We start from the raw sequence: 12,725 nt of genomic DNA on the forward strand, positions 1-12,725 counted from the left end.
CAAAGAGCAGGCGACCCTGGCTTGAGGTCCATCCGATCGGGCCGGGGCGCGCTTCAGTCGTAGGTGGCCTGGAGGTGCCAGGTGGCTTGGTGGAGGGTGAAGAGCCAGGCTCGGGTGTCGGCGGTGACGAACTGGAAGCGGGCTTGGCGGGTGGTGGTGGCGGGGTCCCACCAGCGTTCTTCGGTGGTCCAGGGGCCGGCCCAGGCGGTGATGGGGTGGAGTTTGTTGCTGTCGGCGACGTGGCGGCCGGGGGCTAGGCGGAAGGCGGTGGGTACGGCGGTGAGGTCGCCGCGGGCGGTGACCGAGACCTGGGTGCCGTCGGCGGCGTAGACCTGGGCCGGGAGCGGTTCGGAGAAGACGGTGGTAGGGGCTAGTGCGGTGATCGCGCCCGGCCAGGGCTGGTCGGGTGAATGGGCGGGGACCGGGCGGTCGCCCCAGGGGACCAGGGTTTGGCGCTCTGCGAAGCCGCGGCCGCCGCCGACCACCACGGACACGACAGCGCCGTGGCCGAGCATGCTCTGGACTCGGGACAGTGCGCGGTGGATCCGCTCGTCCGGTCCGCCGCCCCACAGGCCGTCGGCTTGGGCACCGACCGGGTCCACCTGCTCGGGGACTAGCCGGATCCGGGTGACCGGTGAGGTCAGCCCACTGGTCGCCGTACCGCTGCCTTGGAGTTGCCAGCGGACCCGGTCGACCACGTCGGCCGCGGTGAACCAGCGGGGGTGCAGCCACTCGCGCTCGTGGATCCGGCCGGACTCGGTACCGACCTCTACCCGCAGTGTCGTGCACACCCCGCCGAGCTCGGTCAGCCGGTCGACCAGCTCGTCGGCCACCGACCGGACCGCGAACGCCACCTGGTCGACCCGGTCCACCGGCGGCTCGAACTCGAGCGTGCGGGTGAGCTCTGGCGGCACCTCCCGCGCCACCACCGGCCGGTCGTCCGCCCCGCGGGCCAGCTGATGTGCGAACGCACCGTCCGGGCCGAACCTGGTCAGCACCTCGGCGGCAGCCAACTGCGCGAACGCACCCAGCGACCGCAACCCGAGGCGACGCAGCAGGCCGGTGAGCGTTGGCTGCTCGAGTACGTCGACGCTGAGCGGCGCGAGGAACTTCGACGACTCGCCCGGCGGCACCACCAGCACCCGAGTCTGCTCCGAGCTCACCCGAGCCGCCTGCTCGGCCGCGAACGGACCATCCGCAACCCCGACCCGCCCACCCGGCACCTCGAACGTCTCGAGCCGGTCCAGCAACTTCTCCGCCGCCGCCGACTCACTCCCGTAGAACCGGGCCGGCCCGCGCGCCTTCACCGCGCACATCCCCGGCCGGATCACCTGCACCCCCGGCGTCAACACCTCCAGACACTCCACCACCGGCTCGAACGCCCGCGCATCCGCCACCTCGTCGTACTTCACCACCACCAGCTCCGGACACCGAGCCTGCGCCTCCCGAGCCCGCTGCCCGCGCCGCACCCCCTCCCGCCGAGCAGCCGCCGAAGTAGCCAGCACCCGCCCCTTCTCCAGCACCGCAACAGCCCCGTCCCCCACCCCCGCCGCCACCACAGGCCAGTCCGGCACCCAAACCACCATCACCCGACTAACCTCCCGCCCCCTCACCACAAGCCCCCAGCGGGTGTGGGGGCGGGGAGGGTGGCGCCTCTCCCCCTCCCCGCCCAGGCAAGTGCCACCCCGCGCATCAGCCGACCGCCTCTTCTTGCCAGGTGGGGGCTGCGCTCAAAGCAGGTGGGGTGATGGTGTGGAGGGTGCCGTCGGGGGCGGGGAGCCAGAGGTGGTGGCGGCGTGGGGTGGTGCCGGCTCGGCGGGTGGTGACGGCGACGGTGGCTTGGCGGGCGGCGAGGAGTCCTTCGCCGTCGCCCAGGCCGGTCCAGGTGTTGCTCTCGATCTCCAGTCGGGCTTCGCTGCCCGGCCAGGAACCGGAGGCGATCAGCAACGCACCACGGGTCCGCAACCGGGCGGCCAGACGGGACGCCTCACCTGGCGTGACCTCACCGGGCGGCCGGACCACGACGACACTCAGTGCATCGACCAGTGCGGCGACCACGCTGAGCCACTCGGGACCCGGCTCCGGCACCAGCACGAGGCGCTCCAGGTCGACCCCCAGCGCCTGCGCCGCCTCCGCACCGAACGACGGCATGCCGACCACGCCACACCAGGCGCCCTCCGCGGACGGTCCCGCCATCAGCGCCATCACCAGCGCCGTCGACCCCTGCACGGAGTACACCGCGCCGCCGCGCAGCGGAGCCCCGGCCAGCAGCTCGGAGACCACCGGTGACGTCGGCAGCGCCCTGTCCACCGTCGCCGTGTCCAGCGCCTGCTGCACCCGGGCCTTGGCGCCCCGCGCCTTCGTCGTGGACAGGAAGGCACGAGCCTCGTCAAGCGCCGTGATCCCCGTCATGATCCCATGTTCGAACACCTGTTCGACTGTGTCAATCCGGTCGTCCACAACCCTCCGAACGGTTATCGTCCGACCATGCTCCGTGTCGACCACCCCTCCTTCCGGCGCGCGCTGGAGGAGGTCGAGGACAGCATCGACACCGCCTGGCAGGCGCTCTGCGCAGAGTCCGGCGTCACCCCCGGTACGCCGGAAGCCCGCGACCTGGCCGAGGTCGTCCTCCAAGACACTTCCGAGTTCGACTGGCGAGTCGTGGACGGCGCACTCAAGCAGCTGACCTGCTCCGAGTGCGGATCCGGCCTCGGCGCCGGCCCACTCGGCTGCACCGCCTGCGACCGTGCGAACGGCTACCGCTTCGCCGCCCGGGAGACCGACCGGCCCGGTGCGCAGTACCTGAACGAACACGCGCTCCGGGTGTCCTCAGCCGTCGCCCGCACCCGCCACCGCTACGCCCCACGCGTCCGGGCCGGCTACGAGATCGCCCTGCCCAGCCTGCTGGCAGGCAAGATCCCCACCACCCCACAGGCCCAGCGCGCCAAGGACCGCATCAACCAACTCACCGACCACGAACTGGAGCAGCTGATCGACCCGCTGCCCCTCTACGGAGACCTCTCATGAACACCCTGTACGACGCAGTGGTCACCCACCACGACAACCTGGCCGCCTGGCTAGGCGGTACGGCGGGTCCGGAGGTGCTAGAGCGTTTCCGCGCCGCCCACCGACCAGACTTCACCCTGATCACGATCGACGGCGTGAAGGTCGGCCAGGACGAGCTGATGACCGGACTGAGCACAGCCCACAACGCCGTACCAGGACTGAAGATCACCATCGACCACTTCGAGGTACTCGCCCAGTCCGCCGACACCACAGTCTGCCGCTTCCTGGAACAACACTCGATCGGCACCGCCCGCTGGACCACCGCCGTACTAGCAGGCACCCAGTGGCTAACCGTCCACGAGACAGCCGTCCTCTAACCCACCCCGCGATCCCCCACCCCCACCCCGCGACCGAAGCCACCCTGCAAATCAGACCACCCCGCGACCGAAGCCACCGTGCGAATGTGGGGAGTCGACCATCGACTGTGAGGACTTGGTCGCCGGTAAGGGGTTTCCAACGACTAACTCCTCACACTCGCTGACATCACCCGCCCTGACACGGTGGCTTCAGTCGCGGGCGCAAAGCACGGTGGCTTCGATGGCGGGTGGTGGCGGGGTGGCCGGCGCGACGCACGGTGGCTTCAGTGGCGGGGGTGTCTGTGGATAACTTGCTGGGGCGAGTGGTGATTCAGGGCATCGTTGGGGGATGGAATACATCGGTCGCGGGTTCATGCCTCGTCGCAGGATGGATCTGCTCGCTACCGGAGTTACGCGGGCACAGTTGGAGTCGGGTTCCTGGAGCTCGCCGCATTTCGGCTATCACCGGTCGGCGCAGGTCAGAGATCCCGTCAGGCAGCGCATCCTGGATGCGGTCGCGGTCATGCCGTACGGCGGCGTTGTCGGCGGCTGGGCTTCCGCATATCTGCAAGGAGTCACGGTGCTGGACGGTGGCTGGGGATCGGCCATCGCCGCGCAGGGCCGGCTCGGTGAACCTGTACTGGTGGCGATCCCGCCGAACACCGTGGTGAATCGTCCCGGCATCCGGTCCTTGCGTGCAGCGCTGGAACCTGAAGACGTGGTGCAGGTAGCCGGCGTACCGTGCACGGCCGGCGCCCGGACGGCGTACGACTTGATGAGGTTCGCGCCGGACTTGACCGAGGCCGTCGTTGCGGGCGACGGCCTTGTCCATGCCGGACTTGTGGATGCAACGGCGATCGCGGCGTACGAAGCCGCCCACTCCCGGCGTCGTGGTGTTCGCCAACTGCGCGACGCGCTACCGCTGCTCAACGGGCGAGCGGCGTCGCCGCCTGAGTCGAGGCTGCGGATGATCTGCCGCGCAGCAGGCCTGACCCAACTCCTTGTCAACGCACCGGTTTACGACCTCGACGGGAGATTCCTCGGCATCGTCGACCTGCTGGAGTCATTTGGCGGTCTTGCCCTCGAGTACGACGGCGAGTACCACTGGGATCTCGGCCAGCAGACCCGCGACAACTACCGCGAAGAGGGTCTCGAACGCACTGGTCTGACAGTCCTTCGAGTCACAGCTCTGGACCTGCGGAACCCGCCCGCCCTGATCACTCGCATCCAAGAGGCACACCGCGCCTGCCTAGCCACTCCCATCGCTTCTCGCCGATGGCTTCACCACCCCCACGCCGCCTGACACCCCCATAAGTTCCCCTCAGCCGCACGTCGACTGTGAGAACCGTGTCGCTGGAAATCGATTTTCGGCGACACGGTTCCCGCACTCACCGGGCGACTCATCACATTCGCACGGTGGCTTCGGTCGCGGGGCACGGTGGCTTCGGTCGCGGGGGCACGGGGTGGGGTGGCGGGTGGAGGCGCGCATAGGGTGGTGGCATGCCGAGGACTATTGCCACCAACACCAAGGTTGATCTTGAGGGGCTGCTGGAGTTTGTGCGGCCGCGTCATCACATGCTGCTGATCACCACTCGAGCGGACGGTACGCCGCAGGCGTCGCCTGTGTCCGGTGGTGTCGACCCCGCGGGGCGCATCGTCATCTCGTCGTACCCGCAGCGTGCCAAGAGCACGAACGTCGAGCGGAATCCGCAGACCAGCGTGGTGGTGCTGTCGGACGACTGGAACGGCGCGTGGGTGCAGGTGGACGGTGAGGGTGAGGTCATCCAGCTCCCCGAGGCGGTGGAGCCGCTGGTCGACTACTACCGTTCCATCGCCGGCGAGCACCCCGACTGGGACGAGTACCGCGAAGCCATGCAAGCCCAAGGCAAATGCCTCATCCGCATCACCCCCACTCGCTGGAGCCCGTTGGCCACCGGAGGCTTCCCGGCGCACCTCGCGTGACCGTCAGCAAGTCCTGGTCCCGCATCGTCGACTGGCTCGCAACCAACCACCCGTCCACGGTGCCGCACATCAACCCACCGGCGACGGCCGTCGACCTCCGCTACCTGCAGGCCGCGATGAACCGGCCACTACCGGCGGACCTGGTCGAGTACCTGCAGATCGCCAACGGAACCGAGCACCGGTACATCCGGGGTTCGCTCATCCCTCCCCTGTACAACCTCTTACCGGCGATGGGAATGCTGTCGACGCGGCAGGTGCTGCGGGCCTGTACGTCGACCTGCGGGACGGAGACCAGGTCGGGTGCGTCGTGGAGTGGCATCCCGAGGGCGGTATGGCGTCGGCGCCGTACTGGAGCGGTGTCGAAGAGATGCTCGACGCTGTCGCGAGTGCGTTCGCCGAAGAGCGCCCGGCTCACGACTCGCAGAATCTGCCCGAAGTGAACGACGACTACCTTTCGTGGATCTGAGATTTTCAGGCTCGGGTGGTACGGCGTTCCATGGTTTCGGTGATGCGTTTCATGGCGCCTTCCAGGTGGTCTCGGAGGGCGGTTTCGGCTTGGGTCTCGTTGTGGGCCATGCAGGCGTCGAGGATGGCTTGGTGTTCGCGGCGGGTTTGTTCGATGCGGGCTTTGGTTTGGCGGGAGCCGAAGCGGTAGCGCTCGCTGTTCTGCCAGACGGGTTCGATGGCTCGGGGGAGCCAGCGGGAGCCGCCGGCTCGGTAGATGGCGAAGTGGAACTCGGTGTGGGCCTGGCGGGAGGCGATGTTGTCGCCGAGTTTGGAGAGGCGGACGTGCTCGGCCAGGGCAGTGCGGGCGGCTGCGGCGTCGGCTTCGGTGAAGCGGGTGGCGGCGGCTCGGACGGCCAGGGACTCCAGCGAGAGGCGGGTCTGGTGGGTGTCGCGGAGGTCTTCGAGGGAGAGCTCGCGGACCCAGGCGCCCTTGTGGGGCACGATTTCCACCAGGCCGAGGGCGGCCATCCGGCGGAGGCCTTCGCGGATGGGCATCTGGCTCATGTCCAGGCGTTTGGCGAGCTCCTCGAGACGGAGCGCCGTACCGCTGGGGAGTTCGCCGGACAGGATGAGCTCGTGCAGCTCGGCGGCGGCCTCCTCGGCGAGAGTACGACGGCCGGTCGGTCCCCCAGGCGTGAGCTCGAGTCGTCGGGTCATTGGGCGCGGGCTGCCTCTCTCCTCCACACAGAACAGCTCTGGGAGGTAACCGTACGGCAGGCTGGGCCGAGTGCGCGCTTTCGCCGACAGATTGCTCACCACAAAAGTTCAGCTGAGGGCCGTTAGATCCAGCAAAAACCGTGCACCGGAAGCGGATCGGTCCAGAACCTCACTGACCTGGGCAGCCGGCAACAGCTCGACTTCCGGCCGCAGCCGGGCCGGTGCAATGTCGGCCAAAGCCTGACCGACCGCACCGGGTTCGAGTGTCGTCCGCTGCACGTTCACCGGCAGCACGCGGAGGTCGCGACCGATCAGCTGGTGCAGGTCGAGTGTGGTGAACTCACCGGCCTTGTAACCCAGCAGGGCGATTCGCCCTCCCGGTGTGATGTGTCCCAGCACCCCACTGGTCACCGGACCGCCCAGAGTGTCGACCGCGAGGTCGCACCACGGCAGGTCGCGACCGACCTGGCCCAACTCGTCCACGCGGACGATCTGGTCGACCAGATCACCAACCAGGTCGACAGGCTCGACGACTCCAGCCAACCCGATCACCCGCGCCGCGCCGGCCGACCGAGCGACCGCTGCGCACAGCCGCGCGACCAGTCCGGTGATGCCGGTGACGACGACCGTCTCACCACCGCGCACCTGGCCAACTCGCCGTACGGCGGTGTGTGCGGTCAACGCCGGTGTCAGCAACGCCAGCGCGGTCGCCGGGTCCAGCGACGCCGGTACCGGATGGACAGCCGCATCGGGTACGACGGCGTACCGGCCCCACAGCCCAGGCCTGGTCACGCCGACCCCTTCGCCGCGCAGCACCACGCCAGCGCCGGTCTCGGCGACTGCCGAGCTCACGACCACACCGAACCCCTCGGAGCCCGGTGTGAATGACGCTGCCGGTTGCTTGCCGCTCAGCGCGGTCCGGTCCTGGGCTGTCACCGAGGCCAGCCGCATCTCGACCAGCGTCTCCCCCGGTCCGGCAGTCTGCTCGATCTCTTCGACCGCCAGCTCCGGGCCAGGTCCGTGCCTGCGCAGCACGGTCCCCTCCTGCGACCTCATCTGTCCCCCATTTGATATGTGATCACGACACCCCTCGACGGAAACCGCCACCTCACCGGTCGGAGACCTCCTTGGCCAGGGGCGCGGTCAGCTCGCCGGCTGTCACCGCGCGCTCGCTCGCGAGCGCATCGCTGCCCATCGGGAACGGCCAGTCGCTACCGGCCAGCACATGGGCCGCACCGAAGGTCTTGGTGAGCAGCTGCAGCATCGCCTCGTCATGCACGAGGTCATCGACGTAGAAACTGCGGACCGCCTCGATCACCGGCATCGAGAGCTCCTCGATCCCCGGCCGGCCCGTCTCCACTCCGCGCTGCCATCGTCCCGCCACCGCCGCCGTCACCCCTCCCCCATGACACAAACAGAACCGGATCCCCGGGAACCGGCCCGGCACATCCGCGAAGACCAGTGACGCCGCGGCGACCCCGGTCTCGTACGGATTCCCCAACAGGTTCGACAAGTAGAACGATCGGAGCCGCTTGTCGTCACTGTGTCCTGGATGAATGAGGGTGAAAGCTTCCAGTTCGTGCAGCACCTGCCACACCGGATCGAGGCCCGCATAGTCCGGCGTACCGAGAGCGAACCCGCTGAAAACGCCCTCCCGAGCAAGAGCCGCAGCCACCGCCGGTGCGGCCGGATCCAGCAGCGGTAGCTGGCCGAGCACCCGCAGCTGTGGTGTGGCGAGCTCGCGGAGCCCCTGGTTCACCAACTCGGCCCACTCGACACCTGCGTCGTACCTGAACAGAGCCGGCGGCACCGAGACCACAGCGCCGTCCAGCTCTTGTTTAGCGATCCACTGCAGCAAAGCTGCCGGGTCCGCCAGCCGCTTGAGCGGCAGCCGCTGCCCGTCGATCACCAACATGCCGCTGTCAACGGACAGCCCGTACTCACCCCGGTACGCCGCCGTGAGCACGGTCGGCGGTATCAGGTGCGTATGGACGTCCCAGCCCGCCATGTCAGCGCGCATCCTCGTCGTTGTCGTAGAACGCCGGCCGCTCCGGATAGTGCGGACCGTCGTACACCTCCAGCAGCACCGAGGTCTCCTCGGCCAGCGTCGGCCCGTGCACGAGGCCCTTGGGGTTCCAGTAGAAGCTGCCCTTCACGAGCGTGACACCGGTCGGCACATACACGTACCGCCCGCTCAGACAGAACATAAACTGGTTCGACGCGTGCTTGTGCGTCGACGGAATCCCACTGCCCTTCTCGAAACGCACCAGCGCGATCGACGCCTCGGTTTCCGGGTCTCGCCACAACATCTTGTGCGACAGCCCGTCCAAGGACTTCTCGACCCACTCCAGGTCATCCGTCTGCAGCAACAACTCACGCAGCGGCTCATCGAAAGAAGCCATCTAGCTCTCCTCCCGCGGCACCGGCCGGCCAGTAACGCGCGAGTACAGCTCAAAGGCCACACCGGCCGACAGCGGCGCCACCGCAGCCACATGCCCGTCCGGCCGCAGCAGTACGACGCTCTCCGCCGGTACGCCGTACCGGTTCGTGGCAACGCTGCCCGGATCGAACAGCGACCTGTCGCGCAGCCCGGAGTCGTGCGGCGCGTCCCAGCGGGACACCGCGTAGTGGCGCAGCGCAGGTGAGTCGTTGAGCGGGATCTCCGGTCGCCGCCGCACATCGGTGAAGTACAGCGCGACGAACGACTCCCGCACGAGGTCGTGAACCGTCACTCGCCCAGCCGGTCCCTGCAAGGCGAGGTCAGGTGCCCGGTCGCCTGCCCGTACGGCGGGCGGCTCGGCGGTCGTGGCCACCATCGACCAGTCCCCCACTCCGTCCACGTCCAATCGCACCCCGAGCAAAGTCCTCGTGTACGCCGTCGCCCAGTCACTCGTGTCGGCAGTCACCGCACCACGTTGGTGGGACATGTACTTCCGGGCCGCCTCGGCCATCTCGCCGGACCCGTTGACCGCGACCGGCCGCTGCTCCTGCTCGTAACCGTCCAGCAACGCCGGATCGGCCCAGCCGCGCAGTACCCAGGCCAGCCGCCACGGCAGGTTGGAGGCGTCGAGCGCACCGGTGTTCAGACCCAGCGCCCACATCGGGGTGATCAGATGCGCGGCGTCACCCATCAGGAACACCTTGCGGTCGACGGTCCACTTGTCCGCGACCCGGTGGTGCACGTTGTAGATGACGGTGCCCAGCAGCTCGATGCGGTCCACCTCGCCGATGAACTGCTTCACCTTCACCAGCAGGTCCACGTCACCCGGCGTCTCGGCCCCGGGTGCCAGCGGGAACAGGAACCGCCAGTTGTCCGGCTGCCGGATCAGCACCATCCACTCGGTCTTGTCCGCGAAGTACGCGAGGTACGGGTAGTCGCGCGCGTTATCGACGTCCAGGTCGACGTCCACGTCGATCAGCATGTACCGCTCGGGCAGCGTCTCCCCCACCACCGGCACACCGAGCGCGTCGCGGATCTTGCTGCGGCCGCCGTCGCAGGCCAGCAGCTGCGCGGCCTCCAGCCTCTGCGGACCGTCCGGTGTCTCCACCTGTAACACCACGCGGTCGTCCAGCACCTCGAACGACGTCACCCGGTGTTGCAACCGGACGGTGTGCCCAGCGCGCTCCAGTGCGGCCGCCAGGATCGGTTCCATCCGCTGCTGCGGCAGGTTGATCACAAACGGGAACTGGGTGTCGTTCACCAGCTCGGCCAGCCGCACCGACGCCCGTGGCGTGTTGGTGGCCCGGTCGATGTCACCGATCTCGTCGATCCGGACCGCGGCGTTCAGGATCTCCTCGACCGCGCCGTACCGGTTCCAGATCTCCAGGGTCCGGCTGAGCGTCGTACCGGCCTTGGTGTCCGAGGACAGTGTCGCGTCCTCCTCGAGGAGCACGAACGGTACGCCGTAGTGCGCGAGACCGAGTGCCGTGGTCAGACCGATCGGACCGGCACCCACGACGACGACCGGCAGCTGGTCAGCAGTCACCGGACACCCCCTTCAGAAGAGAAGGCCCGCTCCCGGGTCAGCGTCGAACCGGTCATCGTGGCCGCATCGGACAGCAGGAACAGCAACGGGCCGACCACGTCCTCGGGGTCGCCGATCCCTATCGTCTCCCGCCAGTGCTCCCGGTCCACCCCGTGGTTCGCATTTCGGAACTGTTCGGTGTCGATTACCCCGGGCGCGACCACGTTCACCCGCACCCGGTCCGCGGCCACCTCAGCCGCGAGCGACTTCGCGAACGCGACCAGCCCGGCCTTGCTCGTCGCGTACGCCGCCGCACCCGGATAGCCCGTCAACGCCATCCCAGAGGTGAACACCACGACCGAACCGGACCGCTGCGCCACCATGTGCGGTACGACGGCCTGACACGCCCACACCACGCCGTCCAGGTTCACCTGGAGCGTGCGACTCCACTCCGCCGGATCCAGGTCCAGTACGGCGGACCGCGGCTGCACCGCCGCACCGGCGACCAGTCCGTCGATCCGCCCGTACTTCGCGACCACTCCGGCGACCGCCGAGTCCACCGCCGCCCGATCCGCCACGTCGACCTCGACAAACGAGACAGCCGGGTCCGACGGCTTCACCACGTCGAACACCACAGCAGTCCCGCCGTACGACGTGATCGCGCTCGCCAGCGCCGCACCGATGCCCTGAGCGCCACCCGTGATCACGACGACCACTCCGGTCGCGTCAAAGGTCACCTTCACGACGACTCCTTCTGTCTCGAAGTCATCGTCTCGGTGATCCGCTGGAACGCACCAGCCAGATGACTGCGCAATGCGGTCTCAGCACCGTCAATGTCTCGTGCCGCACACGCGTCGAGGATCGCCTGGTGCTCAGACCGGTTCTGCTCGATCATGGCCGCGGTGAGCGGGCTACCGAACCGGTAGCGCTCGCTGTTCTGCCACACCGGTTCAATAGCCCGAGGCAGCCACTGCGACCCGCTGGCCCGGTACACGGCGAAGTGGAAGTCCGCATGCGCGTCCCGAGCACCAGCCAGGTCCTGCGCCTGTGACAGCCGCAGGTGATCCGCCAGCGCGGCCGCAGCCTTCTCAACATCAGCTTCGGTGAACCGCTCAGCAGCAGCCCGCACCGCGAGTGACTCCAGCGCCAGCCGGGTCTCGTGGGTGTCCCGCAGGTCCTCCAGCGACAGGTCGCGCACCCAGGCACCGCGGTGCGGGATGATCTCGACCAGTCCGAGCGCCTCCAGCCGCCGCAGTCCTTCCCGCACCGGCATCTGACTCATCTCGAGCCGATTGGCCAGCTCCACGAGTCGCAGCGGCGTACCGCTCGGCAGCTCGCCGGACAGGATCAGCTGGTGCAGCTCTGCGGCCGCATGCTCCGCCAGCGTCCGGCGTCCACCACGGCCGCCGCCCGGCAGCAGCTCCAACGGACCATTCATACGGCCACCACCCGATTCCGCAGTTCACCGAGCTTGTCCGAGCGTGTGACCACCACATCGCCGTCCTGCAGGAACACCTGCGGCTCCCGCGCGTTCCCGATCCCCGCCGGCGTCCCGGTCAGCAGCAGGTCACCCGGCCGCAGTGTCATCCCGAACGACAGTTCACTGATCAGCGTGGCCACGTCGAACGCCATCTGCCGCGTCGACGCGTCCTGCCGTACCTCACCGTTCACCAGGCACTGCAGCTGTACATCCTGCGGGTCGCCCAGCTCGTCAGCCGTCACGATCCACGGCCCGAGCGGCATGGTGTTGTCGATGCTCTTGCCCTTCAGCCACTGACCGCCATGCGCACGCTGCAGGTCCCGTTGCGACACGTCGTTGGCCAACGTGTAGCCCCAGACATACGAGAGTGCGTCGGCCACCGGGATGTTCCGTCCGGTCTTGCCGATCACCAGCGCCACCTCGGCCTCGTAATCCCATTTCGAAGAGATGGCAGGGTCCCACGCGATGTCGTCGTACGGGCCGATCACCACATCCGGCCCCTTGGTGAAGAACGTCGGGTGCAGCGGACGGTCGACGTCCTGCCCCTCGCGCTTGCCCTTGCTCTCCTCGAAGTGGTCCCAGTAGTTCCACCCGGTACACAGGATGTCCCGCCGGAACCGCCGCAACGGCGGCCGCAGAATGCCAGCAGAATAAGGGATCTTCTCCCCCGACAGCGAGGCACCGGCGACAACCACGTCGGTCAGATCCGTTGCTGAGAGCAACAGAACCGAGTCGTCGGAGAGTACGCCGGGCCGTTCCATACCGTCGTACGACACCATCACGTACTTCATC

General features: G+C 68.4%; 15 protein-coding genes. 5 read left to right on the forward strand and 10 right to left on the reverse strand.

Annotated elements, in window-relative coordinates; translation table 11 throughout:
* Window positions 1-53: 53 nt before the first annotated feature.
* Both ABD231_RS28560 and ABD231_RS28565 read right to left on the reverse strand, forming a co-directional pair.
* Window positions 54-1,574 carry a DNA polymerase Y family protein gene (locus ABD231_RS28560; RefSeq protein WP_344158606.1) on the reverse strand — a complete coding sequence of 507 codons (1,521 nt, stop codon included), beginning with the start codon at window positions 1,572-1,574 and terminating at the stop codon, window positions 54-56.
* 118 nt (window positions 1,575-1,692) lie between these two features.
* Window positions 1,693-2,412 (reverse strand): hypothetical protein, encoded by a 720-nt coding sequence (locus ABD231_RS28565; RefSeq protein WP_344158608.1) that lies wholly within the window; start codon window positions 2,410-2,412, stop codon window positions 1,693-1,695.
* 75 nt (window positions 2,413-2,487) lie between these two features.
* Between ABD231_RS28565 and ABD231_RS28570 the strand changes: the two genes are divergently transcribed.
* The 5 genes from ABD231_RS28570 (at window position 2,488) to ABD231_RS28590 (ending at window position 5,764) form a co-directional block, all read left to right on the forward strand.
* Complete coding sequence (locus tag ABD231_RS28570; RefSeq protein ID WP_344158610.1) at window positions 2,488-3,027, forward strand: hypothetical protein; 540 nt, start codon at window positions 2,488-2,490, stop codon at window positions 3,025-3,027.
* On the forward strand, window positions 3,024-3,383 hold the full coding sequence (locus ABD231_RS28575) for a hypothetical protein (RefSeq protein WP_344158612.1): 360 nt from the start codon (window positions 3,024-3,026) through the stop codon (window positions 3,381-3,383). Before ABD231_RS28570 ends, ABD231_RS28575 begins: the two co-directional genes overlap by 4 nt.
* A gap of 328 nt (window positions 3,384-3,711) precedes the next feature.
* Complete coding sequence (locus ABD231_RS28580) at window positions 3,712-4,665, forward strand: hypothetical protein (RefSeq protein ID WP_344158614.1); 954 nt, start codon at window positions 3,712-3,714, stop codon at window positions 4,663-4,665.
* Window positions 4,666-4,862: 197 nt separating this feature from the next.
* Complete coding sequence (locus tag ABD231_RS28585; protein WP_344158616.1) at window positions 4,863-5,324, forward strand: PPOX class F420-dependent oxidoreductase; 462 nt, start codon at window positions 4,863-4,865, stop codon at window positions 5,322-5,324.
* The gene (locus tag ABD231_RS28590; protein WP_344158618.1) at window positions 5,321-5,764 is read left to right on the forward strand and encodes an SMI1/KNR4 family protein; all 444 of its coding nucleotides are present in this window, start codon (window positions 5,321-5,323) and stop codon (window positions 5,762-5,764) included. Before ABD231_RS28585 ends, ABD231_RS28590 begins: the two co-directional genes overlap by 4 nt.
* A 31-nt stretch (window positions 5,765-5,795) precedes the next feature.
* Here ABD231_RS28590 and ABD231_RS28595 read toward each other — a convergent pair whose 3' ends face one another.
* The 8 genes from ABD231_RS28595 to ABD231_RS28630 all read right to left on the reverse strand — a co-directional run bounded on the left by ABD231_RS28595 (window position 5,796) and on the right by ABD231_RS28630 (window position 12,724).
* Window positions 5,796-6,488 carry a GntR family transcriptional regulator gene (locus ABD231_RS28595; protein ID WP_344158620.1) on the reverse strand — a complete coding sequence of 231 codons (693 nt, stop codon included), beginning with the start codon at window positions 6,486-6,488 and terminating at the stop codon, window positions 5,796-5,798.
* Between the two features lie 108 nt (window positions 6,489-6,596).
* Window positions 6,597-7,544 (reverse strand): quinone oxidoreductase family protein, encoded by a 948-nt coding sequence (locus ABD231_RS28600; RefSeq protein WP_344158622.1) that lies wholly within the window; start codon window positions 7,542-7,544, stop codon window positions 6,597-6,599.
* Between the two features lie 52 nt (window positions 7,545-7,596).
* A complete protein-coding gene (locus ABD231_RS28605; protein WP_344158624.1) occupies window positions 7,597-8,496 on the reverse strand; it encodes an amidohydrolase family protein in 900 nt (299 codons plus the stop codon).
* 1 nt (window position 8,497) lies between these two features.
* A complete protein-coding gene (locus tag ABD231_RS28610) occupies window positions 8,498-8,890 on the reverse strand; it encodes a cupin domain-containing protein (protein WP_344158626.1) in 393 nt (130 codons plus the stop codon).
* Complete coding sequence (locus ABD231_RS28615; RefSeq protein WP_344158628.1) at window positions 8,891-10,474, reverse strand: FAD-dependent monooxygenase; 1,584 nt, start codon at window positions 10,472-10,474, stop codon at window positions 8,891-8,893.
* Entirely contained in the window at window positions 10,471-11,196 is a 726-nt protein-coding gene (locus ABD231_RS28620) for an SDR family NAD(P)-dependent oxidoreductase (protein ID WP_344158630.1), read from the reverse strand. The genes ABD231_RS28615 and ABD231_RS28620 overlap by 4 nt, the downstream gene beginning before the upstream one ends.
* Window positions 11,193-11,891 carry a GntR family transcriptional regulator gene (locus ABD231_RS28625; protein WP_344158632.1) on the reverse strand — a complete coding sequence of 233 codons (699 nt, stop codon included), beginning with the start codon at window positions 11,889-11,891 and terminating at the stop codon, window positions 11,193-11,195. Before ABD231_RS28625 ends, ABD231_RS28620 begins: the two co-directional genes overlap by 4 nt.
* Window positions 11,888-12,724, reverse strand: coding sequence for a fumarylacetoacetate hydrolase family protein (locus ABD231_RS28630; RefSeq protein ID WP_344158634.1), 837 nt, complete (start codon window positions 12,722-12,724; stop codon window positions 11,888-11,890). The genes ABD231_RS28625 and ABD231_RS28630 overlap by 4 nt, the downstream gene beginning before the upstream one ends.
* Between the last annotated feature and the right edge of the window lies 1 nt (window position 12,725).

This window comes from Kribbella yunnanensis, from assembly GCF_039529655.1.
Classification (GTDB): domain Bacteria; phylum Actinomycetota; class Actinomycetes; order Propionibacteriales; family Kribbellaceae; genus Kribbella; species Kribbella yunnanensis.

Bases quoted from the DNA above. Each gene is read 5' to 3' on its own strand.
- ABD231_RS28625 (WP_344158632.1), bottom strand. From the start codon at position 11,891: ATGAATGGTCCGTTGGAGCTGCTGCCGGGCGGCGGCCGTGGTGGACGC.
- ABD231_RS28565 (WP_344158608.1), bottom strand. From the start codon at position 2,412: ATGACGGGGATCACGGCGCTTGACGAGGCTCGTGCCTTCCTGTCCACG.
- ABD231_RS28605 (WP_344158624.1), bottom strand. From the start codon at position 8,496: ATGGCGGGCTGGGACGTCCATACGCACCTGATACCGCCGACCGTGCTC.
- ABD231_RS28595 (WP_344158620.1), bottom strand. From the start codon at position 6,488: ATGACCCGACGACTCGAGCTCACGCCTGGGGGACCGACCGGCCGTCGT.
- ABD231_RS28610 (WP_344158626.1), bottom strand. From the start codon at position 8,890: ATGGCTTCTTTCGATGAGCCGCTGCGTGAGTTGTTGCTGCAGACGGAT.
- ABD231_RS28575 (WP_344158612.1), top strand. From the start codon at position 3,024: ATGAACACCCTGTACGACGCAGTGGTCACCCACCACGACAACCTGGCC.
- ABD231_RS28585 (WP_344158616.1), top strand. From the start codon at position 4,863: ATGCCGAGGACTATTGCCACCAACACCAAGGTTGATCTTGAGGGGCTG.
- ABD231_RS28570 (WP_344158610.1), top strand. From the start codon at position 2,488: ATGCTCCGTGTCGACCACCCCTCCTTCCGGCGCGCGCTGGAGGAGGTC.
- ABD231_RS28600 (WP_344158622.1), bottom strand. From the start codon at position 7,544: ATGAGGTCGCAGGAGGGGACCGTGCTGCGCAGGCACGGACCTGGCCCG.
- ABD231_RS28630 (WP_344158634.1), bottom strand. From the start codon at position 12,724: ATGAAGTACGTGATGGTGTCGTACGACGGTATGGAACGGCCCGGCGTA.
- ABD231_RS28580 (WP_344158614.1), top strand. From the start codon at position 3,712: ATGGAATACATCGGTCGCGGGTTCATGCCTCGTCGCAGGATGGATCTG.